At 48.0% G+C, this 21,350-nt stretch carries 21 protein-coding genes and 1 pseudogene; 17 read left to right on the forward strand and 5 right to left on the reverse strand.

Annotated elements, in window-relative coordinates; translation table 11 throughout:
* Window positions 1–53: 53 nt before the first annotated feature.
* The 5 genes from queA to H7R39_RS07345 form a co-directional block, all read right to left on the reverse strand.
* Window positions 54–1,082, reverse strand: a complete 1,029-nt coding sequence (gene queA, locus H7R39_RS07325; protein ID WP_185898634.1) for a tRNA preQ1(34) S-adenosylmethionine ribosyltransferase-isomerase QueA — start codon at window positions 1,080–1,082, stop codon at window positions 54–56.
* A 25-nt stretch (window positions 1,083–1,107) separates the two neighbouring features.
* On the reverse strand, window positions 1,108–1,863 hold the full coding sequence (tatC, locus tag H7R39_RS07330; protein WP_185898635.1) for a twin-arginine translocase subunit TatC: 756 nt from the start codon (window positions 1,861–1,863) through the stop codon (window positions 1,108–1,110).
* Window positions 1,863–2,267: a Sec-independent protein translocase protein TatB gene (gene tatB, locus H7R39_RS07335; protein WP_185898636.1), complete on the reverse strand. Its 405-nt coding sequence runs from the start codon at window positions 2,265–2,267 to the stop codon at window positions 1,863–1,865. Before tatB ends, tatC begins: the two co-directional genes overlap by 1 nt.
* 65 nt (window positions 2,268–2,332) lie before the next feature.
* The gene (hemW, locus tag H7R39_RS07340) at window positions 2,333–3,385 is read right to left on the reverse strand and encodes a radical SAM family heme chaperone HemW (protein WP_185898637.1); all 1,053 of its coding nucleotides are present in this window, start codon (window positions 3,383–3,385) and stop codon (window positions 2,333–2,335) included.
* Window positions 3,386–3,641: 256 nt separating this feature from the next.
* Window positions 3,642–4,592 carry a helix-turn-helix domain-containing protein gene (locus H7R39_RS07345; protein WP_185898638.1) on the reverse strand — a complete coding sequence of 317 codons (951 nt, stop codon included), beginning with the start codon at window positions 4,590–4,592 and terminating at the stop codon, window positions 3,642–3,644.
* A 113-nt stretch (window positions 4,593–4,705) separates the two neighbouring features.
* Between H7R39_RS07345 and H7R39_RS07350 the strand changes: the two genes are divergently transcribed.
* From H7R39_RS07350 to H7R39_RS07425, 17 genes and pseudogenes are all read left to right on the forward strand, one after another.
* Window positions 4,706–6,667, forward strand: coding sequence for a TonB-dependent receptor domain-containing protein (locus H7R39_RS07350; protein WP_185898639.1), 1,962 nt, complete (start codon window positions 4,706–4,708; stop codon window positions 6,665–6,667).
* Window positions 6,668–6,754: 87 nt separating this feature from the next.
* Window positions 6,755–7,891, forward strand: a complete 1,137-nt coding sequence (locus H7R39_RS07355) for a PepSY-associated TM helix domain-containing protein (RefSeq protein ID WP_185898640.1) — start codon at window positions 6,755–6,757, stop codon at window positions 7,889–7,891.
* Window positions 7,892–7,931: 40 nt separating this feature from the next.
* On the forward strand, window positions 7,932–8,699 hold the full coding sequence (locus H7R39_RS07360; protein WP_185898641.1) for a hypothetical protein: 768 nt from the start codon (window positions 7,932–7,934) through the stop codon (window positions 8,697–8,699).
* Between the two features lie 217 nt (window positions 8,700–8,916).
* Window positions 8,917–9,384 carry an RNA pyrophosphohydrolase gene (locus H7R39_RS07365; RefSeq protein WP_122862193.1) on the forward strand — a complete coding sequence of 156 codons (468 nt, stop codon included), beginning with the start codon at window positions 8,917–8,919 and terminating at the stop codon, window positions 9,382–9,384.
* Window positions 9,384–10,583, forward strand: a complete 1,200-nt coding sequence (locus tag H7R39_RS07370; RefSeq protein ID WP_185898642.1) for an aspartate kinase — start codon at window positions 9,384–9,386, stop codon at window positions 10,581–10,583. The genes H7R39_RS07365 and H7R39_RS07370 overlap by 1 nt, the downstream gene beginning before the upstream one ends.
* On the forward strand, window positions 10,580–11,122 hold the full coding sequence (locus H7R39_RS07375; RefSeq protein WP_009495895.1) for a HobA family DNA replication regulator: 543 nt from the start codon (window positions 10,580–10,582) through the stop codon (window positions 11,120–11,122). The genes H7R39_RS07370 and H7R39_RS07375 overlap by 4 nt, the downstream gene beginning before the upstream one ends.
* 3 nt (window positions 11,123–11,125) lie before the next feature.
* Complete coding sequence (locus H7R39_RS07380; protein WP_185898643.1) at window positions 11,126–11,746, forward strand: DNA polymerase III subunit delta'; 621 nt, start codon at window positions 11,126–11,128, stop codon at window positions 11,744–11,746.
* Window positions 11,743–12,879, forward strand: coding sequence for a dihydropteroate synthase (folP, locus tag H7R39_RS07385; protein ID WP_185898644.1), 1,137 nt, complete (start codon window positions 11,743–11,745; stop codon window positions 12,877–12,879). Before H7R39_RS07380 ends, folP begins: the two co-directional genes overlap by 4 nt.
* A 24-nt stretch (window positions 12,880–12,903) precedes the next feature.
* A complete protein-coding gene (gene ligA, locus H7R39_RS07390) occupies window positions 12,904–14,847 on the forward strand; it encodes an NAD-dependent DNA ligase LigA (protein ID WP_185898645.1) in 1,944 nt (647 codons plus the stop codon).
* A pseudogene (locus H7R39_RS11635) lies at window positions 14,837–14,911 on the forward strand (23S rRNA (cytidine-2'-O)-methyltransferase TlyA); the annotation flags it as partial. The gene ligA and the pseudogene H7R39_RS11635, both read left to right, overlap by 11 nt.
* Before the next feature lie 45 nt (window positions 14,912–14,956).
* Window positions 14,957–16,003 (forward strand): SAM-dependent methyltransferase, encoded by a 1,047-nt coding sequence (locus H7R39_RS07395; RefSeq protein WP_407644571.1) that lies wholly within the window; start codon window positions 14,957–14,959, stop codon window positions 16,001–16,003.
* On the forward strand, window positions 15,969–16,850 hold the full coding sequence (locus H7R39_RS07400; RefSeq protein WP_185898647.1) for a bifunctional riboflavin kinase/FAD synthetase: 882 nt from the start codon (window positions 15,969–15,971) through the stop codon (window positions 16,848–16,850). Before H7R39_RS07395 ends, H7R39_RS07400 begins: the two co-directional genes overlap by 35 nt.
* Entirely contained in the window at window positions 16,847–17,551 is a 705-nt protein-coding gene (gene cmoA, locus H7R39_RS07405) for a carboxy-S-adenosyl-L-methionine synthase CmoA (protein ID WP_185898648.1), read from the forward strand. Before H7R39_RS07400 ends, cmoA begins: the two co-directional genes overlap by 4 nt.
* Before the next feature lie 594 nt (window positions 17,552–18,145).
* The gene (locus H7R39_RS07410) at window positions 18,146–19,219 is read left to right on the forward strand and encodes a transglutaminase-like domain-containing protein (protein ID WP_185898649.1); all 1,074 of its coding nucleotides are present in this window, start codon (window positions 18,146–18,148) and stop codon (window positions 19,217–19,219) included.
* Window positions 19,216–19,545, forward strand: coding sequence for an aryl sulfotransferase (locus tag H7R39_RS07415; protein ID WP_185898650.1), 330 nt, complete (start codon window positions 19,216–19,218; stop codon window positions 19,543–19,545). Before H7R39_RS07410 ends, H7R39_RS07415 begins: the two co-directional genes overlap by 4 nt.
* A complete protein-coding gene (locus H7R39_RS07420; RefSeq protein WP_122867530.1) occupies window positions 19,538–19,798 on the forward strand; it encodes a heavy-metal-associated domain-containing protein in 261 nt (86 codons plus the stop codon). The genes H7R39_RS07415 and H7R39_RS07420 overlap by 8 nt, the downstream gene beginning before the upstream one ends.
* 15 nt (window positions 19,799–19,813) lie before the next feature.
* Window positions 19,814–21,091: a M20/M25/M40 family metallo-hydrolase gene (locus tag H7R39_RS07425; protein ID WP_185898651.1), complete on the forward strand. Its 1,278-nt coding sequence runs from the start codon at window positions 19,814–19,816 to the stop codon at window positions 21,089–21,091.
* Window positions 21,092–21,350 lie beyond the last annotated feature (259 nt).

Genomic DNA, 21,350 nt, shown 5'->3' on the forward strand with positions numbered 1-21,350 from the left:
AACCGCTATATAAAACGCGGCGAAAATCAGGAAAATATACGCGAAACTCACGGCTATATAACCAGCATCGCGTCGCCGTAGGAGTAAAATTTGTACTTTTGCTCCACGGCGGTTTTGTAAATCCGCATAGTCTGATCAAGCCCGACAAAGCTCGTAACGAGCATGATTAGCGTCGATTTTGGCAGGTGAAAATTCGTAAGCAGGTAGTTTTGGCGGATCGGTTTATTATTTAAATTTAAAAACAGTCTGCACTCGCCGCTAGACTTGCCGTTTCTTGCAAACTCCTCCACGCAGCGCGTCACCGTCGTGCCCACGCCCAGGATCGGTTTATCTGAGTTGATTAAATTTTGCGTATCTTGCGGGATATCGTAAAACTCCGCGTGCATCTTGTGCTGCGTGATATCCTCGCTCTCCACGCCCTTAAACGTTCCCGCGCCAACGTGCAGCGTGAGGTAGGCTATCTCGCGGTCTTTTGCTAGACGCGCGATCATCTCGTCGCTAAAATGCAGGCTTGCCGTCGGAGCCGCCACCGCGCCCTCGTTTTTGGCAAACACGCTTTGGTACCAGCTCTCATCATCCTCGGTGTCGCTTCGTTTGATGTAAGGCGGCAGAGGTACGTGACCGATGTGAGATAGGATTTTATAAAGCGCGGCCGTGTCCAAAGGCTCGCCGTTTTGGCTAAATTTGACCGTGCGCGAGCCGTCCTCAAAGAGCTCGCAAACCTCGGCGGTCAAATTTCGGTCGAAATTTAAAACGCTGCCCGCGCGGACCTTGCCTTTTATATAGACGCTAAATTTACCGTCCGCAAGCGGAGAGTTTAGCAAAAGCTCCGTCTCGCCGCCGCTATCTTTTTTGCCGAAAATTCTAGCCTTTACGACTTTAGTATCGTTAAAAATAATATCGCAAGTCGGTAAAATTTCAGGCAAGTCGCCGAATTTTAGATGAGAGATTTTTTCGCTAGCTCGCTCGTAGACTAGTAGCCTAGCGTCCTCTTTAGGAAATGTTGGGAAATTGGCGATTAGCTCCGGCGGTAGCTCGTAGTCGTAGGCGTCAAGCGAGTTTGGATTTAAAATTTGACTCATTTGGCTAGCCTACTTGCTTTCATGACTATTCGTCCTCTTTTTCTTCGTCGGTTTCCTGGTCGGGCTCTTCGTTTTTAGCCGGATTTACGCGGGCGGCTATAAAGATAGAAAGCCCGTAAAGACCGATGAGAGGCACCGCCATCAAAAACTGGCTGAGGATATCCGGAGGCGTCATAACCGCGGCAAATATAAAAATCACGACGATAGCGTAGCGGAAGGAGTTTTTGAGCATCTTATCATCGACTAGGCCGAGTTTAGCGAGGAAAAATGTGATAACGGGAAGCTCAAACGCGATACCGAACGCAATGACCAGTTTCGTAAAAAAGCCGACGTAGCCGCCGATATTTAGCATCGCGGAAAATAGCTGTTGGCCGAAATTTATAAGAAATGCAAAACCGATAGGAACGACGACGTAGTAGCAAAACGCCGCGCCAACTAAAAACATAAAAGTGGCCGAAATAACAAACGGGATTACGTACTTTTTCTCGTTTTCGTAGAGTCCAGGCGCTACAAAGAGCCAAAACTGCCAAAAAATAATCGGCAACGAGAGTAAAAATCCTGTAAAAAACGCCACCTTCATCGCTACGAAAAAGGGCTCTTGCACCTCGAGAAAGACCATTTTTTGGTTATCTGGCAGGGTGTTTTGCAGCGGCGCGATGATAAAGTCTAAAATTTGATTCCAAAAGCTAAAGCACACTACAAACATCACGATCACAGTCATGACGCTAATGAAAAGCCTTTTTCTAAGTTCTACTAAATGCGGTTTTAGCTCTTCAAACATTACGCCTCTTTTTTCTCGTTATCGCCTAAAACGGCGTTTTTGACCGCTTCGCCCGGGTTTTTGACCGCTTCGACGCTCTTTTTTACGTCGTTTAGGCCGTCCGTGATGCCGCTAGTGACGTCGCTTACGCCTTTTTTGAGCTCGTCAAGCTCCTCAAAGGTGAGCTTTTTTCGCACCGTTTCGGTGGTTTTTGCGATGCTTTCTTTGTATTTTTTCGCGTCCTCTTTGAGTTCTTGGATTTTTATCTCTTGATCGAAGCTGCTTTTTGCGTCATTGACCGTTTTTTTGACGGTTTTAAAAAATTTCGCTATCTCTACCATCGCGCTAGGAAGCTTATCGGGCCCCAAAAATAGCACCGCGATGACGGCTATGACGATGATCTCGGGTAAGCTCATGCCAAACATTTTTTTATCCTAAATTTTATTTTAAAGCGCTCATTTTATCGTTTTTTATCTCAAATTTGCATAAATCAGCCCGCGATAAATAAAGAAATTTCATCCGCGGTGATGAAATTTTCGGCGTAATACCGCCCGTTTTTAAATTTTAATTTCCCGCTCTTTTTTAGCAGTAGCGCTCTTTGCTCTTGCTCCGTGTTTAGGCTATTTTGCCAGATACCGACGATGCTTCTGGCGCCTAAAAATATCCGCTCTAAATTTAGCTCGCCTGCGCTTAAATTTTCTATTTTTTTAGCGTGCGGATTTTTTACGTAGGAGTTTAAATTTGAGGGGTTATAAAAACGATGATCTCGCCAAAATCCGACTGCGTAAGCGCCTATGGCAAGGTAGTTTTTGCCCTGCCAGTAGCCTAGATTATGCTTGCAAATTTGACCGAAATTTGAGATTTCGTATTGTTTTAGCCCAGTTTCTTCGATGCGATCTATCATAAATTTCGCCAGCCTCGGGCTATCTTTTGCGTAGCTTATTTTGCCGGCAAAGGGGGTATTTTCCTCAAGCGTTAGCGAGTATGCCGAGACGTGCGAAACGCCTAGATTTCGGACATTTTGCGCCTCTTGCTCGAGGCGTTTTTTGGAGTCTAGCTTTGTTCCGTAGATGAGATCTACGTTGATATTTTCTATTCCCGCGGTCTTGGCGCTTATGATGGCTTCGTAGATCTGCCTCGCGTCGTGGATGCGCCCGAGAAATTTAAGCTTATCTTCAAAAAAGCTTTGAGCGCCGAAGCTTACGCGATTTACGCCGTATGATTTCATCTGAAAGAGCCACTTTTGGCTCGCCGAGTTCGGATTTGCCTCCGTCGTGATCTCGGCGTCCTTTGCTAGATATGGCGCGATAGCCTCAAATAGCCGCTCGTAGTAGCCCGCGTCTACGGCGCTAGGCGTCCCTCCGCCGATGAAAACGGTTTCGATCTCGCCGTTTTTTACGTCAAATTTTAAAATCTGCTCCCTAAAATCCGCAATCATCGCATCAAAATACGCGCTCGTTAAATTTCGTTTGCCCACCACCGAACCAAAGGCACAGTAGGGGCATTTGCTCTCGCAAAAGGGGATGTGGACGTAAAGAAGCATTTTGACCTTTGTTTTTGCCGTATTTTAGCAGAATTTACGGCTTTATCGCGCGGCGTTTTAAATTTGGTTTTTTGTACCGTTTGCTGTAAATTTAGGCCGGGTTTAGGCGTAAAACCGACTCCGGTAAGCTATTTGACGCTTTTAAATTTTAAAATTTACCGCCGTTTTTACTGCCCGTTAAATTTAAAAAGTCGCGCCGATACGTTTAAATTTGATTTTAATTTAACGCCCCCAAAGCTCCGCAAGAGCGTTAAATTTACGTATAAAATTTCTTTTGTTTTAAAATTTGCGTCGGCAAAACGCCGAATTTTTCTCTAAAAATCTTTGCAAAGTGCGGAGCGCTGGCGTATCCGACGATTTTTGCGGCTTCGCTTACGCAGACGTCTCCGCGCTCTAAAAGTTTTTTCGCCGCGTTTAGCCGCTCGGTCGCTAGCAGCCCGTAGATCGTATCGCCAAAGTAGCTTTTAAAGCCCGTTTTTAGTTTAAATTCATTCGTCGCGCACGCTCTTGCTAGCTCCTTTATGCTGGGCGGATTTTGGACGTCGCTTAGTAGAATTTGCCTTGCTTTGTTTAAAATTTTTACGTATTCGTCGCCAAAATCGCGCTTTTTTTCATCGGCTTCGGGCGTTTTAGGCGCGCCTAGGCTTTTGTAGATTAGCTCTAAAATTTTAGCTTCCATAAAGATTTCGCGCATCTTGCCCTCAAACTCGCTCGCGGTTAAAAGCTCTCGCAAAATCAGGTTTTGGGCTAAATTTATCTTAGCTGTTTGGATGCAGATTTCGTTTTCTTCGCCTAGATTTTTAAAAGCCGCTAGCTCGCTGGCCAGCTCGTTTTTTAGCACGATGCATCGCCCGGCGTAGCTATTACTTTGATACTCGCAAATGCCCTCAAATCCGCTATCTACGCGCCCCGTCCAAAACTCTCCGGCCTTTAGACAAAAAGTTTTTTTACCTGCCTTAAGCCCGGCGTCCCCTCTTGCGTCGTTAAAGAGCAAAAAGCAGTAGCCAGCGCTCCTTTCAAGCCGTCTTTTTACGCTTTTGTTGCAGATTATTTCGCTCCTGCAGTAGCTTGCGCCGCTTGTGCCTTTAAAAAACTCGACCTTGCATTTTCTATCTTGCTCTTGCCACGCGCTTTGCCCGTAGCGCACCAAATTTTGCGCTATTTCTTGCTCGTTTGCGCGTAAAATATCTTTAAATTCGACCTTCATTTATTTTTATCCTTTTAGCGTTGATAAAAATCCCTCTACCGTTTGCCTAAGTATTGATAATAATTATCTGATTATAGTAAAATAGGGTTTAAATTTAAATAAGGAGTTTAAAGATGAAAAGTATGCCTAAAATTTCTATGCTAGCTTGCCTAGCGCTATCTTGCGCGCAGGCGGCCGATGAAGTAAAACTAAACGAAGTTACCGTAACTAGCGCGACGGGTTTTGAGCAAAATATCAAAGACGCGCCAGCCTCCGTTTCGGTAATCTCGCAAAAAGAGGTAGCTAAGCGCAATCATCAAGATATAGAAAGTATCGTAAAAGACGCTCCGGGCGTTTTCGGCGCGACGCTGGGGGCGGCTAGCAGACGCGGTATCACGATGAGAGGCCTTGGGCAAAAATACACTAAAATTTTAATAGACGGCCGCCCTGCGACCAGCGATAGCGCATATAGGGGGCTTCGCGCGGTCGGTAGCGCTCAAAATTTCCTTCCGCCCGCAAACACGATCGAGCGTATCGAAATCGTGCGAGGGCCGATGAGCTCGCTATACGGCTCGGATGCGATGGGAGGCGTCATAAACATCATCACCAAGGGCTTTTCAAACGAATTTAGCGGTAACGTAAACGGCTACTACACGCTTGCGGGCAAAAGCGGGATAAACGACGACTATCAGGCGGGATTTTACGCAAACGGCGCAGTGATCCCGGACGTGCTAGGCATCGCGCTTTACGGGCGGTATTTTCATAAATTTGAAGATGAGCGAGCCTTTACGAACCGCAAAAACGAGGACGTAAATTTTGGCGCGAAAATAATGTATAACGCCACTGAAAACGACGAAATAGCGCTGGACCTACGCCGCGTAGTAAATAAATACGAGCGCACCGAGGGCAAGACGCTAAACCGCACGGCTAGCGATAACACGAGCGTGGCTTTTGAGAAGATGAGCGGATATACCGCCTCGCTCTCGCATACGGGCAAATACGACAAACTGCTGCTTGAAAGCTTTTTAATGCACGATAATATGAAAGAAAGCGGTCAGCAAGACCTCACGCTAAAAACGACGACGCTAAATACCAGGGGAACGTATTTTTTTGATAACAACACGCTAAGTCTGGGGGCTGAATACAGAAGAGAAAGGCTAAACGAAAAGGCAACGACGGCCGACGCCGCAAACGTAAAGAGATATGATTTTTCGCTCTACGGCGAGGATGATTTTGACGTAACCGACGCGCTCACGCTAACTGCGGGTCTAAGGTATAATCACGACAAAGACTACGGCGGACACGTATCTCCGCGCGGATATGCCGTGTATCATCTAAGCGAAAATTTATCGTTAAAAGGCGGCGTATCGGCAGGCTACTCGACGCCTGATATCAAGATGCGAACCGACGGGCTTGCTCTGCCTTTTGCCGGCGGTATGGGAGCGCAGCTGGGTAAAAGCGACCTAAAACCCGAATCCAGCCTAAACTACGAGGCCGGCATCGCGTACGGGGACGAGAGCCTTAACGTCTCGGCGATGGCGTTTTATACGCGGATAAAAGACGGTCTAGGTACGAAACCCGTTTGCGTCGCGCGTCCTGGCGTTCCTTGCGTGCATAACGGCAAGGCCTATAGGCGCGGTATCTGGGAGAGCGTAAATATCGGCAAAGCCGAAGTAAAGGGCGTCGAGCTCGCCTCAGACTGGCAGATCCTATCAAATTTAGCCCTGCACTCAAGCTACGTTTATACTAAATCAAAGCAAAAATCTGGCGCGTACGAGGGCAAATCTCTAAACAATCTACCCGTACATACCGTAAAAATAGGGCTTGACTATGATATGACGCCTGATCTAAATTTCTGGACGCAGATGAACTATCTGGGCAAAACCAGAGCCGTTTACGGCCTACCGGGTGACGAGGAGATAAAGGATTATACGCTATTTGACGCGGGCGCAAGCTACAAACTAACTAAAAATGCGAGCGTAAATTTTAGCGTTTATAATATCTTTAACGAATACGTAACGACGAAATCTGGACGCTATGAAATTTTGATCGCCGACGGGATTAAATATAGACTCGGATTTAATGTAAATTTTTAAATTTAGCCGTATTTGAGCGGGGCGGTGCGTAGTGATCGCCGCTCTGCTACCGGTTTTTAAAATTCGAGTTTAAATTTAAGGAGAAAGATGCCGTTTTTAAAGAAAAAGAAATTTTGGTTTAACGTCCATTCGATTTTAAGCCTAGCCTGTATTGTGCCGCTGCTTATCGTCGCTCTTAGCGGTGCGGTCATATCCTATCACGACGAGATTATCGACCTTGCAAACTCGCAAAAAACCTTCGTCGAACGAGGCGAAAAAGAGCTTAGCGCGAGAGAAATTTTAGATATTTTTAAAGCTAAGGAACCAAATTTTACGCTTAGCTACTACAAGACTAATTCTGACGTAAATCACGCTCTAGGCGTATCTGGCACGAATGCTAAAGGCGAGTTTAAGTCGTATTTCGTAAATCAATACACGGGCGAGATAACGGGTGAAAATTTCGGCGATAAATTTATCGGACTAATGCTAAATTTGCATATCAACTTAGGCTTTGGGCTTAGCGAAAACGAGACGCTACGGCTTATAGGCAAGCATATCGTTGCGGTTTGCTCTATCGCTTTGGTTATCTTGGTTATATCTGGATTGATAATCTATTATCCTAGTTTTAAAACTAAATTTATGCGCGCGTTTACTTTAAAAATAAAGGCCAAAGGCTATGCGTTTTTGTACAGCCTGCACGGATTTGCGGGCGTTTATCTTTGTTTATTTTTGGCTTTTATGAGCGTCACTGGGCTTTACTGGTCGTACGACTGGGCGGCAAAACTCGTAAATAACGCGCTTGGCGAAAAGGAAATTTTCAGAAAAAAGAGCTTTACGCAGGTGCGAGGATTTTCGCTGGAGGATGAGGGCAAGATAGCAAATTTAGAGGCCGCGATAGATATTTTTAAACGAGATAGAGAGAATTACGAGCTTTTTAACGTCATCACGCAAGAAGACGGCGAAAATTTTATGATATTTTACTTTGACAAAGGACTGGAAGAGGACGATAAGGTAAATACGATGACGATAAACGCCGCCAAGGGGCAAATTACTAGGCATGCGAGGTTTGACGACGCCAAAAGCTCGATGCCCAGGCCTTTTGCGATTCATAAAGCGGTTTTAAGCTTGCATTCGGGATATTTTTTGGGCGAGATCGGTAAATTTATATTTTGTTTAGCTTCGGCATCGGTTTTGTTTTTCGTTATAAGCGGCTTTTGGATGAGCTTAAAACGGCTCAAAAGATAAATTTGATAAAATCGCTCCAAAAAACTGAAAAAGGCTAAATATGCGAGTGATTTTAGATGGATTTGACGGCTCTTTTTTGCCGATTTTGCAAAGCTTTAAAGCCGTGATGCCAAGCCTTCGTATAACGGGCATCGAGGAGCTCGGGCAGAGCGTAAAGGAGGAGGCGCCGGGCGGAGAAAACGGCGACAACGCAGACGCTATCAACGTAAGCGAGCTTTTTGCGCGCCGAGACGAGCGGGACGAGCTTTTATCGGACGGAACTTTGTTTTTGCAGGATGATAAATTTAACGAGAGCGGCGAGGCTACGGCGGTTAAATTTGACGAAAACGTTAAATTTGAAAATGCGCGCCAGGCGATTGACGACGCCAAATTTGAGACAAATTTAATGCCTAAGAGCGAGCAAAAAATCGCTTACGTGCAGGAGCAAAATTTGCAAGAAATGCATAACGCTACGCCGTATCGAGACGGCAGCCGCGAGAAAGAGGCGATTTTGCAAACCGGCTCTTTGAGCGAAGCGCCTAAAACCGCGGTTCTAGTTGAGAGCACGCAAACTACCGCTGTGCAAGAAGCTTCTATCTTTGGCGGAGCTACTCAAACGGCTTCGTTTGGCAAAACGGCTACCTCAAACCAAGCCGCAAAAACGGCCGTTTCGGATGATTCTGCGCAGGCTGCGTTGTTTGATTTTAACGAGTCTGGGCAAAATTTGACGCCGCGCGCCGAGCCCAAAGCCGCGCTTGAACGCAAAAAGCACGAAAGCGCGAGTCTGTTTACCGACGAAGAGGTGCGGGCGATACTGGAGTTAAAATAGGCGGCTTAAATTTGACGAGCAGGGCAGTAAAATTTGACGGATAACCAAGCAAAACGCGCAAATTTTACCGCGCCTCAAAAAGTAAAATTCGTAGTTTAAAAATTTAAATAAAAATTTTAAGCCTAAGCGTCAAATTTTTCCGCTAACCTCGCGATATTTAGCTATATCTTAACTATTTTTCGTTAAAATCCACAATTAAAAATTCTCGGAAAAAAAGATGGAAAAGAAATATAGACCAAACGTCGCTGCGGTCATACTTGCGCCCTCTTATCCGTTTGATTGTAGGATATTTATCGCGCAAAGGTGCGATATGACGGGTATCTGGCAGTTCCCGCAGGGCGGCATAGACGAGGGCGAGACGCCGCGCGAGGCGCTAAAAAGAGAGCTCAAAGAGGAGATAGGCACGGACGACGTGGACGTGCTTAGCGAGTATCCTCAGTGGCTTAGCTACGACTTCCCTGAGGGTACGACGAGTAGGAAATTTTATAACTTTGACGGGCAGACGCAAAAGTATTTTTTGGTGCGGCTAAGGCCTAGCGCGAAAATAAATATAAACACTAAAAAGCCCGAATTTGACGAATATAGATTTATAAACTCAAGCGAGGTTTTGAGCGACGTAAACCACTTCAAAAAGCCGATCTACGGTAAGGTTATCGGCTACTTTAAAGAGAAAGGATTTATTTAATGTTAATCGTCCAAAAATACGGCGGCACGAGCGTTGGGACGCTTGAGAGGATAGAAAACGTCGCCGCGAGAGTCATAGAGACTAAAAAAAGCGGTGCGGACGTCGTAGTCGTGGTTTCGGCGATGAGCGGCGTGACTAATCAGCTAGTAGACTATGCCTCGCACTATACCAAAGACCCCGACGGCGTGGCGATGGATATGTTGCTTAGCTCCGGCGAGCGCGTTACCTGCGCGCTTTTAACGATAGCGCTGATAAATTTAGGCTATCCCGCAGTTGGTCTAAGCGGTAGGCTAGCTGGCATCATCACCGATAGCGTGCATACTAAGGCTAGGATCGAGGCGATAGATACTAAGCGTATGAAAGAGGAGCTAAAGGCGGGCAAGATCATCGTAGTAGCGGGCTTTCAGGGTATAGACGAAAAGGGCGACGTGACGACTTTGGGACGCGGCGGTAGCGACCTTAGCGCCGTGGCGATCGCGGGTGCGCTGGATGCCGATCTTTGTGAGATTTACACCGACGTGGACGGAGTTTATACTACTGATCCTCGCATAGAGCCAAAGGCCAAAAAGCTAGATAAAATCAGCTACGACGAGATGCTAGAGCTTGCGAGCCTAGGCGCAAAAGTGCTGCAAAACCGCTCGGTCGAACTAGCTAAAAAACTAAACGTAAATTTAGTCACCAGAAGCAGCTTTAATCACAACGAAGGAACACTAATAACAAAGGAAGAGAGTATGGAAGCAGTACTAGTAAGCGGTATCGCGCTAGATAAAAACCAAGCTAGAGTAACTTTAAGAGGCGTGGTCGATAAGCCGGGCATCGCGGCTGAAATTTTCACCGCGCTTGCAGAAAAAAACATAAACGTAGATATGATAATCCAAAACGTAGGCCAGGACGGCACGACGAATTTAGGCTTTACTATACCGCAAAACGAGCTTCACGTCGCAAAAGAGTGCATGGATAAACTAAGCGCGTCGAGGGAAATTTTATACAACGACGAGATAGTTAAGGTCTCGGTCGTGGGCGTAGGTATGAAAAGCCACACCGGAGTGGCGTCCTTGGCGTTTCAAACGCTAGCAAACGAAGGTATAAATATCCAAATGATCTCGACTAGCGAGATAAAAATATCAATGATCGTCGATCAAAAATACGGCGAGCTAGCCGTTCGCGCACTACACGAAGCTTATAAACTCGATAAATGAGCGATTTTATAAAATGGACGCTCGAGGCGATCCGCGAGGAGGGCTCGCTGATGAGCTGGATGGAGGAGAGGCGCACCGAGTGGACGCCCTTGCTCGCCTCGAAGCTTAAATTTTTACTCGAAGGGCGCGCGTTTATCTTGATAACCGATAGCGAGCGCGGCTGGTTTGAGGAGTATTTTTTAAAAAATATAAACAAACCTACGAACGCTCGCCCGGTGCTGCCTTTTTTCTCGTTAAAGGCGCTTTATCCGTCTTTTGAAAATATCGGTTCAAAAGAGGAAGTATCGCTGCTTTTAGACATGCTTAGCCTTGCTTTTCCAAACGGTTACGTGTTTTTTTACGTCGGCAAAAGCGCGGAAAAAAGCTCGCAGATCGCCAAAGGCAAGGACGATAGCTACATGTGGCTTTTTGACGAGCAGGCGCAAAATAGCTTTTATCTAAGCTCCTCCGACGGCGCGCTAGATATCAAGCTTTTGTCGCTGTTTAGGCTCTTTGATAAGAGCATAGACGCTGCTTTATTTGCGAAAGTAACGCTTTAGTCTATGCGAAGCAAAATCGTAATCACGAGCGATTTTGAAGCCTTAAAAGAGGAAATTTTAGGGCTTTACGGCTTAAATTCGGTTAGATTTTTTTTCGCCGAGGACTTTTTACTAGAAAATGCAAAAGAGGTCGCCGCCGAGGCCTATATCGCCGAGAGCGAGCCCAAACTGCTGGTTTTAGGCGCTAAAAATTTCCGCGTCGAGGCTCAAAATTCTCTACTAAAAATCATCGAAGAACCGCCTAAAAATATCTTTTTTATCATAGCCTGCGAGTCGAAAAATATGCTCCTGCCGACCGTTCGCTCGCGCCTAGTTACCGAAAACAGACTCGAAAAAAAGCAGCGCGAAAAAACGGGGCTAGATTACAAACGTCTGGAGCTAAAAGAAATTTGCGCGTTTATCGATGAAAAATCAGCGCTCGAGCGCTCCGAAAAGCTCGGCAAAAACGACCTAAAAGAGCTAATCGCCACCATAGCTCTGGAGGCTACGAAGCAGGGGGTCAAATTTAGCGCTGAAGAGCTTGAGTATTTTTTCAAAGCCGTGCGCTTAGCCGAGCTAAATACCAAAAGCCACGCGCTTCTTACGCCGATACTTCTTATGATTTACGAAAAAGGGCTTAGATGAAAATTTTTAAAATAAATCCGCAGACCGACTTTAACGAGATTTGCGAGATTATCCGTCCTAGCGACGAGGGGCGAAATTTGATGAAAAAAAAGTCGGCGATCAACTTTTTTTTGATTAAAGATTTGCGCTCGCCGGCTGCCAATATCCTAAAGCAAGATGCGCTAAGCGTGGGCGCGGAGCTCGTAACTAACCGCGACGTGATTCTGGGCGGCGCAAATTCGGTCGCGCTTTTAATGGCTACCGACGTGCAAGTTCTTGCACTTGCCAAAAAAGAGTCCGCTCAGGATTTCGGACTAAAAAATTTGGCCAAATTTTTAAAATCTCCGTTTAAAAAACCGCAGCGCGCGCAGATAATGGGCGTCGTAAACGTAAATGAAGATAGCTTTAACGCCGCAAGCCGCGTGAACGAAAAAAGCGGTATAGCACGCATCGAAGAGATGATCGAGCAGGGGGCCGAGTATATCGACGTGGGCGCGGTTAGCTCACGGCCCGGTAGCAAATATGTCGGACGCGAGGTCGAGTTTGCCAGGCTGGAAAAGATACTCGCCGAAATTTACCGCCTAAATTTGCACGAAAAGGCGATATTTAGCCTAGATAGCTTTGATGCGTATTGCCTAGAGTACGCGCTAAATCACGGCTTTAAGATGATAAACGATATCACGGGCGACGTTAGCCTCTGCGCTCTAGCGGCGCGTTACGGCGCGAGCTACTGTCTCATGCACATGCAAAATAGCCCCGAAAATATGCAGGATAACCCGCATTATCATGATTTGCTAGGCGAGATAGACGCGTTTTTTGATGCCAAGATCGCCGCGGCGCAGGATCTTGGATGCCGCGATATCGTGCTAGACGTGGGTATCGGCTTTGGCAAGACGGCGGAGCAAAATATGATTTTGATAAAAAATTTAGAGCATTTTTTGCGCTTCGGTTTGCCGATCTTGGCGGGCGCTAGCCGCAAATCGGTCATAAATTTTTATAGTCCTAGCGAGATAAAAGACCGCTTGCCGGGCAGCCTCTATCTACATCTGGAGGCCTTTAGAAACGGCGCGCAGATCATCCGCACGCACGACGTGGCCGAACACGCGCAGATGTTTAGGCTGGAAAACGCGATGAGAAAGCTCGCGGCGTGGTAAGCAAAGCAAATTTAACGAGGAAAAATGGATAAAAAAGAGTATTTAGATGCCGTAGATACGCTAAATGCGTGGGCAAAGGCCTACTACACCGACGACGCGCCCATAGCCACCGACGAGGAGTACGACGAGCTTTATCATAAAGTGCTGGAATTTGAGAGAACAAACCCCGGCGATATCTCGATGTTTAGCCCGACAAAGCGCGTCGGCGGCGAGGTTAGCGAGGGCTTTGTCAAGGCTCGCCACGGCGCTCGAATGTGGTCGATGGAGGATATTTTTAGTTTTGATGAGCTGCTAGCGTGGCTAAAGCGCGGCGACAAAGAGGGGCTGGAGTTTGCGCTTCAGCCTAAATTTGACGGCGCGAGCTTAAATTTACTCTACGAAAACGGCGCTCTCGTGCGAGCTATCACGCGCGGCGACGGCATAACGGGCGAGGACGTAACAAGCAACGCAAAAGTCATCAAAAATATCCCGCTACAAATCGCCTATAACGGCAGGATCGAGATCCGCGGCGAAGTAGTGATCGCTAAAAACGACTTTGACGAGATAAATTTCACCCGCGCGCAAAGGGGCGAGCCGCAGCTATCAAATCCTAGAAATGCGGCCGCCGGCAGCCTGCGCCAGCTAGATAGCGCAGTGACGGCGTCGCGCAGGCTGAGGTTTAAGCCCTGGGGCTACGGCGAGCAAAATTTGGGCCTTGAAACCTACTCGCAGATGATGGATTTTATCTATTCGCAGGGCTTTGAGCGCGAGGAGTTTTTTAAAATTTGCCGCAGTGCAGAGCAGATCGAGGAAGCGTATAAACAGCTCGTAGCGCAGCGAGATAGCAAGCCTTTTATGATGGACGGACTGGTGGTGCGCGTGCAGAACATAGAGGCTAGCGAGGAGCTTGGCTACACGGAGAAATTTCCTAAATTTATGGTCGCGTATAAATTTCCCGCGATCGAAAAGACCACGCGGCTACTTGACGTCGCGTTTCAGGTCGGACGCAGCGGCGTCGTGACTCCAGTAGGCGTGCTTGAGCCCGTAAATATCGACGGCGCGATAGTAAAGTCCGCCACGCTGCATAACTTCGACGAGATCGAGCGCCTAGGCGTGCAAAAGGGCGATTTTATCAGCATTATCCGCTCGGGTGACGTGATACCAAAGATCACGGGCGTCTTTAAACAGCGCAGAGACGGCTCGCAGACTCCGATAGAGCGGCCGCGCGAGTGCCCCGTGTGCGGATCGATGCTGCTAGACGAGGGTGTTTTTGTCAAGTGTCAAAACCTCGAGTGCAAGGCCCGCGTGATAAATTCGCTCATACATTTTGCGAGCAAAAAGTGCCTAAATATCGACGGTCTTGGCGATGCGATCGTAAATCAGCTTTTTGAAGCCGGCTTAGTCGCCAAAATCGCCGACATTTACGAGCTTACGGCGCAGGATTTGGCGCGGTTAGAAGGCTTTAAGGATAAAAAAATCGCAAATCTGCTCGGTGCCATCGAGGCTAGCCGCACGCCGACTCTGCACAGCTTTATAGCGAGCCTTGGCATCGAGCATATCGGCGAGGTAGCGGCCAAAAAGATAGCGCAAATTTATCCGCAAAACTGGCGCGAGCTAAGCTTTGGCGAAGTCGCCGCGATAGAGGGATTCGGCGAGGCGATGGCTGAGAGTTACGCGGAGTTTATGCAGGTAAATAGGCAAAATTTGGACGAAATTTTACGTTTTGTTAGCCCGCAAGCGCAAATTTACGAGACAAAGCAAAGCGCGATAAGCGGTAAAACGTTTGTGATAACGGGCACGCTTAGTAAGGGCAGGGATGAATTTAAAAGGGTTTTGGAAGCAAACGGCGCGAAAGTAAGCGGCTCGGTGAGCAAAAAAACCGACTTCGTGCTTTACGGCGAGGAGGCGGGCAGCAAGCTGGAGAAAGCGCGTGAGCTAGGCGTCGCGGCGATAACTGAAGATGAGCTAAGGCGGATGATTGAGATTTGATCTATTTGTCGCAAGCCGCCTAAATATCAGCCGAAACAAAGCCGCCGAGCTCATAAAGAGCGGAAAAATTTTACTAAATGGAAAAATTTGCTCCAAGCCCAGCTTTGAGGTGGGCGAATTTGATAAATTTGACGGCACGGACGGACTAAATTTAGACGTTACGGTAAGCGTAAATTTGAGTGATGGCAAAAATGGCGGCGCCAAAAAGGGCGCGGTAGCGGAAACTAAAAATTTACGTGGCGTAAATTTAGCGGACGCCCCCGAGACTGCGTGCGAAAAAGCTCGTAACGGCGAGCTAAATTTAAACTCAAACGGCGCAAAGATCGAGCTCGTCGGCGAAATCTACGTCGGACGCGGCGCGCTAAAGTTAAAAAGCTTTTTAGCGGCTTATCCGCTAGAAGTCAAAGGCAAAAACGCCCTAGACGTCGGATCGAGCACGGGCGGATTCGTGCAAATTTTGCTGCAAAACGGCATAAAAAGCGTTATGGCGCTAGATGTGGGCAGCTCGCAGCTGGATAAAAGTTTGCGAACCGATTCGCGCGTGATAGTAGCCGAAAATACCGACGTGCGCGAGTTTGCAGCAGGGTTTCAAAACTCGCTCTCAGACGGTAAATTTGACGACGCGGAGCAAAATTTAAAAAACCAAATCGAGCCGAATTTTAATCCCGGCAAATTAAATTTTGCCGAGCAAGACGGATTTTTAAATGAACCAAGCGAACCAGCTTTTGCTCCGTCAAATTTAACGCAGATTGGCGTTAAGATGGATGAGTCAAATTCGGCTAGCGTAGATTTAGCTGCAAAAACTCAAAACGCCAAATTTGACTCCAGCGCCGCTAAAAACGCCGCACGTAAATTTGATCTCATCACCTGCGACGTAAGCTTTATCTCGCTTAAAGAGATTTTGCCCTCTATCGACGCGCTAGCTGGCAAAAACTGCGATATTATCTTGCTTTTTAAGCCGCAGTTTGAGGTCGGCAGAACGGCTAAGCGAAATAAAAAAGGCGTCGTAACGGACGCAAAAGCCGTACGCGAGGCGAGGGCTAAATTTGAGCTTGCAGCGGCAAATTTAGGCTGGATAATGCGCCAAACGCTCGAATGCGAGGTAAAAGGAAAGGAAGGAAATGCCGAATTTTTCTACGCTTTTAACAAAAGATAATATCACGGCCGTCGCGATCGGGCACTTTGACGGCGTGCATCGCGGCCACAAGCAGCTTTTAAAGCAGCTGGGCGAGTACGGCGGGCTGGTCGTGATCGATAAAAACAAGGCCAACATCACGCCCGGCCTAAAGCGCGCCGAATACTCTCGCTATCCGTGTTTTTTGTATGATTTTAATGAGATAAAGGGCCTTAGCGGCGAGGAGTTTATCGCGCTTTTGAAGCGGGATTTTAAAAATCTGCAAAAAATCGTCGTGGGATTCGACTTTCGTTTCGGGCGAAACAGAGCGTGGGACAAGCATGATTTGCGGCGCATTTTTGACGGCGAGGTGGTCGTAGTAGACGAGGTTTGCTTTGACTGTATGGGCGTGCACAGCTCTGCCATACGCGAGTATATCAAACAAGGCGAGATCTACAAGGCAAACCGCCTACTAGGCCGCGAGTACTCGATCGAAGGCTGCGTGATAAAAGGACAAGGCATCGGGTCGCGCGAGCTCGTGCCGACGCTAAATTTGGATATCAAAAGCTATCTTTTGCCGCGCGAGGGCGTCTATGCTACGAGGACTCGTATCGGATATAAGACCTACGGCTCGGTTACCTTTATCGGCAACCGCGTGAGCACGGACGGCAACTTTAGCGTCGAGACGCACGTGCTAAACGAAAATATCGAGGGCACCCGCGACGTCGCGGTTTGCTTTATCAAGCGACTGCGCGACAACCGCAAATTTGAAAGTCTAGAGGAGCTAAAGGGGCAGATCGGGACCGACATCAAGCAGGCGATGGAGTTCGTCGGCGTGTGCGATCTCTACGTCGTGGGCGATGGTGTGCCTCAAAGGAGCGAGCCGTGAAGGACGAAATCTTTAAAGAGCCGATAAAAAAGCAGTTTGAATTTGACGCGAGCGTGGCGTCGGTGTTTGACGATATGATCGGGCGCTCGGTGCCGTATTACGCGGCTTCGCAAAAGCTGATCGCCGATTTTTTAGCGCAAATTTTACCGCAAGGCGCAAGCGCGGTAGACCTTGGCTGCTCGACCGCCTCGACGCTGCTAGCTCTTTGGCGCAAGAGAAACGATCTCGCGCTAAAAGGCGTAGATAACGCGCCTGCGATGCTGCAAAACGCGCGCGCCAAGATAGAGGCCTACGGCGCTAGGATCGAGCTTGAGCTAGCGGACATTTTAGAGTGCGAATTTGACGCGCAGGGCGCCGTTTTGATGAACTACACGCTACAGTTTATCCGCCCGCCTAAGCGTCAGGATTTCGTAGCTAAAATTTACCGCGCGCTAAATGACGGCGGCGTGTTTGTTTTTAGCGAAAAGCTCATTTTTGAAGACAAGACGCTAAGCAAAAATATGATCGAAATTTACGAAAAATACAAGCTCGAACAAGGCTACTCGCGCTACGAAATCGCGCAAAAACGCGAGGCGCTAGAAAACGTGCTCATACCATACACTGAAGCGGAAAATAGAAATTTGGCGCTTAGCGCGGGGTTTAGAAATGTGGAGTGTATGTTTAGATGGGCGAATTTTGCGACGTTTGTTGCTTTTAAATAACGGCTCGTCTCGTGAGCGCCTTTGAATGAGTTTGAAATTTTCGCCCTGCGGCAGACTATCTGTCTAGCCTTGGGACGAAAATTTCCGCACAACATTCAAATCTATCTCAAAATACTTCGCCTTGATGCTTTGCGGTCAAATTTGAAGTCAAATTTACAAATTTTATTCGCCGAGACCAGCACTCTAAAAACTCAAATTTAAATTTTCGATGCGGCAGCGCCAAATTTAGATCTGCACGCAGTGCAGCAACCTCTAACGTGCAGTGGGGTTGGAGAGGGCATGGGAGAGGAAGGGGCGACGCTTCGTAAGTAGAACCCCCTTCCTCTCCCGAAGAAAAGAGAAAAGCAGCTCTTTAGTTTTGCTTGTAATTGCAAATATGGCGCAACCCAAATATCTTCATAACACCAAATTTAACCAAATCAAATTTAGCGTTTTCGCGATACAGGTCTCGGCCGGTAAAATTTAAAAACTATCCAAATTTGGCTACGCCCAAACAACTCGCGAAAATACCGCTGTTTAAAGCCAAATTTAGCCTTTCTTAGTAAAATACCGCCCAAGAGTTGCGGGGCAACTATTATTTATACAAGGCATTTCATGCAAAGACGCGATTTTTTAAGAAACACTGCGATTTTAGGCGCCGTTATGGCAACTCCGAGCACCGTTTTTGGAGAGAGCAAGGCCATGGGCAACAAGAGGGTTTTTGACGTAACTCTAAATCACGAAATTTTAGAGGCTGGCAAGAAAACCAGGCTGTGGATACCGCTGCCGTTCATCAGGGAGTATCAGAGCGTGAGCGACGTCAAATTTGACGGTAATTTCGCTAATCCGTCGGTGAACTACGACGCGATCCCGACGCTTTACGTGGACTACGCCGAGGTGGCAAAGCCGACGCTTAGCGTTAAATTTAGAGTCGAGACCTTCGAGCGAAACACCGACTTTAGCAAGGTCAAATTTAACCCGAACGAAAAGCTAAGCTCTGAGACGGAATTTTACCTAAAACCTACTCAGCACATCCCAAATGACGGCATCGTAAAGCAAAAAGCAGAGGAGATCACTAAAGGCGTAAAAGGCGATCTGGAGCGCGCAAAGGCGATCTACACGTGGGTGGCAAACACTATGCAGCGCGATAACAGCATCCTAGGCTGCGGCACGGGCGACGTAAAAGCGATCCTTGAAAGCGGCAAGTTGGTGGGCAAATGCACCGACATAAACTCCGTATTTGTGGGACTCTGCCGCGCCGTGGGTATCCCTGCACGCGAGATTTTCGGTATCAGGGTAGGGCAGAGCAGATTTTCAAACGAGATGGGAAAGGCCGACGAGAAGGGGCTCGCAGCGATCTCTGGTGGTCAGCACTGCAGGGCGGAATTTTATCTAAAAGGCTACGGCTGGATACCGGTCGATCCCGCAGACGTCGCGAAGGTGCGCCTAGGCGAGAAGCTAAGCAACGACGACAGCAAGCTCGCCAAAGTCCGCGAGTTTTTGTTCGGCAACTGGGAGATGTGCTGGATCGGCTTTAACGACGCGCGCGACTTTGTCCTATCGCCAAAGCCTGCGGAATTTCCGCTAAATAACTTCGGCTATCCTTACGGCGAAGTGGACGACAACGTGCTAAATTACTACTCGCCTAAAGAATTTAGCTACGACTACAAGTCGCAAGAGCTCAAATGAAGGGCTTTTGGCTAGCTCTGGCGTCGGTTGCGAGCGCGCTGGCGGCGACTCTTTGCTGCCTACCCGCGCTTTTGTTTTTGATTTTCGGCGCTTCATTTAGCCTGCTAAGCTCGGAGGCTATAGAGAGCTTAACCGAGCTGAGGCCCTATTTTACCGCACTTGCCTCGATCTGTTTTGCGGCGAGCGCGTTTTATTTTTTCAAAAAACCAAAATCCTGCGACCTCGCAAATCGCCGCAAAAAGTGGATTTTCATCTACGTTTTTTTAGCTGTTTTTGTGATTATTCTGCTATCATACCCCGAAGTTTTAGGAAAAATTTATGAATAAAATTCTATCTATTTTACTGCTTGCAAGCATGGCGTTTGCAAATCAAAATTTTGTCATCAAAGTCGAGGGGATGCACTGTCCGCTGTGTACGGCGATGGTGCGAAAAGCCCTACTAAAGGTAGATGGCGTCATCAGCGCCAAGGCTAGTCTGCACGATAAAACCGCTCGCGTCGAGACGAAAGACGGCGTGAGCGAGAAGCAGCTGCTAGATGCGGTGGCGACGACGGGCTACACGGGCGAGATAGTTAAGTAAATTTAAGGAGCAAACATGCAAAAAAACGAGGTTATGAACGATTTTAAGAGGCTGTGCGAGATACCCCACTGCAGCTGCGAAACGGAGCAGATGAGGGAGTTTTTAGCGGATTTTGCGCGCTGCCTGGGCTTTAGTGTGAACGTCGATGAGGCGGGCAATATCCACGCCGTAAAGGGCGAGCCTAAAATTTGCCTGCAAAGCCACTACGACATGGTCTGCGTGGGCGCGGCGCCGAATTTAGAGCTCATCGAAGAGGACGGCATCCTAAGAGCCAAAAATTCGACTCTAGGCGCTGATGACGGTATCGGCGTGGCTATGATGATGGGCGCAATGAGGGAGTTTGCGAATTTAGAGTGCCTATTTACCAACGACGAAGAGGTCGGGCTCGTGGGCGCAAACGCCTTTAAGGGTAAAATTTTATCGCCAAATTTGCTAAATTTAGACAGCGAAGAGGACGACCGCGTGACGCTGGGATGCGCCGGCGGCATAAACGTGAGCGCAAAAATCGGCGCGCAGACCATCAAAAAGAGCGGTAAAATTTACGAGATCGGCGTCACCGGGCTTAGCGGTGGGCACTCGGGCAACGAGATACACAAAAATATCCCAAACGCGACGAAGCTGCTAGCGAAATTCCTCGCCGAGGAGGGCTGCGAGCTTATTAGTCTGGATTTTGGCGAGAGGAGCAACTCGATCCCCGCAAACGCCGTGTGCAAGGCGATCTGTGCGCATGAGCCGGCGCAGCGCGGACTAGCGTGGGTAAAGAGCCTAGGCGAGGGCGAAGCGGACGTGCTGGCAAACAGCGGTAAAATTTTGGCGCTAATTAACTCCTTTGCCCAGGGCGTGCGCAGCTACGACACGCAGCTTGGCATGGTAAACGAAAGCATAAATCTATCGACCGTCAAGCAAAAGGGCGAAGTGATCGAGTTTGACTTTTTCGCGCGCGCGATGAAGCGCGAGGGGCTCGAAAATCTGGGCTTTGAGACCGCTACGCTGGCTAGCGCGCTGGGCTTTGACGTGAGAGTAACCGATCGCTCGGCGAACTGGGCGCCGTGCATCAGCGACTTCGCGCATCTCGTACTTGAGGAACTGCAAAAACAAAAGCCGCAGGCTAAATTTGCCGCCGTGCACGCTGGTCTTGAGTGCGGCGTACTGGTTGCAAAACAGCCCGAGCTGCAAGCCTGCTCCATAGGTCCAAACATCCACTCGCCTCACTCCGTGAACGAGCACTGCGAGATAGCGTCGGTGGAGATGATAGCGGAAGTAGTTAGAAACATTGTCGCTAGGCTTCAGTAGCGTGAAAGGCTCGTCTCTTGCGCGCCTTTAAATGAGCTAGAAATTTTCTCCCTCGATGAACTATATGTTCTATCTTCGGTCAAAAATTTCGTCGCAACATTTAAATTCATCGCAAGATACTTCGCCTCGTCGTTTCTAATCCAAATTTGAGGCCAACTTTTACCAAATTTGTAAATTCGGCTTCAAATTTTACTCGCCGAGACCCGCATCTTGAAAATGTTAAAAATTTTATTTAGCCAAAGGCATTTTTAAAATTTTA

The sequence above is a fragment of the Campylobacter massiliensis genome (assembly GCF_014253065.1).
Classification (GTDB): domain Bacteria; phylum Campylobacterota; class Campylobacteria; order Campylobacterales; family Campylobacteraceae; genus Campylobacter_A; species Campylobacter_A massiliensis.

Bases quoted from the DNA above. Each gene is read 5' to 3' on its own strand.
- queA (WP_185898634.1), bottom strand. From the start codon at position 1,082: ATGAGTCAAATTTTAAATCCAAACTCGCTTGACGCCTACGACTACGAG.
- tatC (WP_185898635.1), bottom strand. From the start codon at position 1,863: ATGTTTGAAGAGCTAAAACCGCATTTAGTAGAACTTAGAAAAAGGCTT.
- tatB (WP_185898636.1), bottom strand. From the start codon at position 2,267: ATGTTTGGCATGAGCTTACCCGAGATCATCGTCATAGCCGTCATCGCG.
- hemW (WP_185898637.1), bottom strand. From the start codon at position 3,385: ATGCTTCTTTACGTCCACATCCCCTTTTGCGAGAGCAAATGCCCCTAC.
- H7R39_RS07345 (WP_185898638.1), bottom strand. From the start codon at position 4,592: ATGAAGGTCGAATTTAAAGATATTTTACGCGCAAACGAGCAAGAAATA.
- H7R39_RS07350 (WP_185898639.1), top strand. From the start codon at position 4,706: ATGAAAAGTATGCCTAAAATTTCTATGCTAGCTTGCCTAGCGCTATCT.
- H7R39_RS07355 (WP_185898640.1), top strand. From the start codon at position 6,755: ATGCCGTTTTTAAAGAAAAAGAAATTTTGGTTTAACGTCCATTCGATT.
- H7R39_RS07360 (WP_185898641.1), top strand. From the start codon at position 7,932: ATGCGAGTGATTTTAGATGGATTTGACGGCTCTTTTTTGCCGATTTTG.
- H7R39_RS07365 (WP_122862193.1), top strand. From the start codon at position 8,917: ATGGAAAAGAAATATAGACCAAACGTCGCTGCGGTCATACTTGCGCCC.
- H7R39_RS07370 (WP_185898642.1), top strand. From the start codon at position 9,384: ATGTTAATCGTCCAAAAATACGGCGGCACGAGCGTTGGGACGCTTGAG.
- H7R39_RS07375 (WP_009495895.1), top strand. From the start codon at position 10,580: ATGAGCGATTTTATAAAATGGACGCTCGAGGCGATCCGCGAGGAGGGC.
- H7R39_RS07380 (WP_185898643.1), top strand. From the start codon at position 11,126: ATGCGAAGCAAAATCGTAATCACGAGCGATTTTGAAGCCTTAAAAGAG.
- folP (WP_185898644.1), top strand. From the start codon at position 11,743: ATGAAAATTTTTAAAATAAATCCGCAGACCGACTTTAACGAGATTTGC.
- ligA (WP_185898645.1), top strand. From the start codon at position 12,904: ATGGATAAAAAAGAGTATTTAGATGCCGTAGATACGCTAAATGCGTGG.
- H7R39_RS07400 (WP_185898647.1), top strand. From the start codon at position 15,969: ATGCCGAATTTTTCTACGCTTTTAACAAAAGATAATATCACGGCCGTC.
- H7R39_RS07410 (WP_185898649.1), top strand. From the start codon at position 18,146: ATGCAAAGACGCGATTTTTTAAGAAACACTGCGATTTTAGGCGCCGTT.
- H7R39_RS07415 (WP_185898650.1), top strand. From the start codon at position 19,216: ATGAAGGGCTTTTGGCTAGCTCTGGCGTCGGTTGCGAGCGCGCTGGCG.
- H7R39_RS07420 (WP_122867530.1), top strand. From the start codon at position 19,538: ATGAATAAAATTCTATCTATTTTACTGCTTGCAAGCATGGCGTTTGCA.
- H7R39_RS07425 (WP_185898651.1), top strand. From the start codon at position 19,814: ATGCAAAAAAACGAGGTTATGAACGATTTTAAGAGGCTGTGCGAGATA.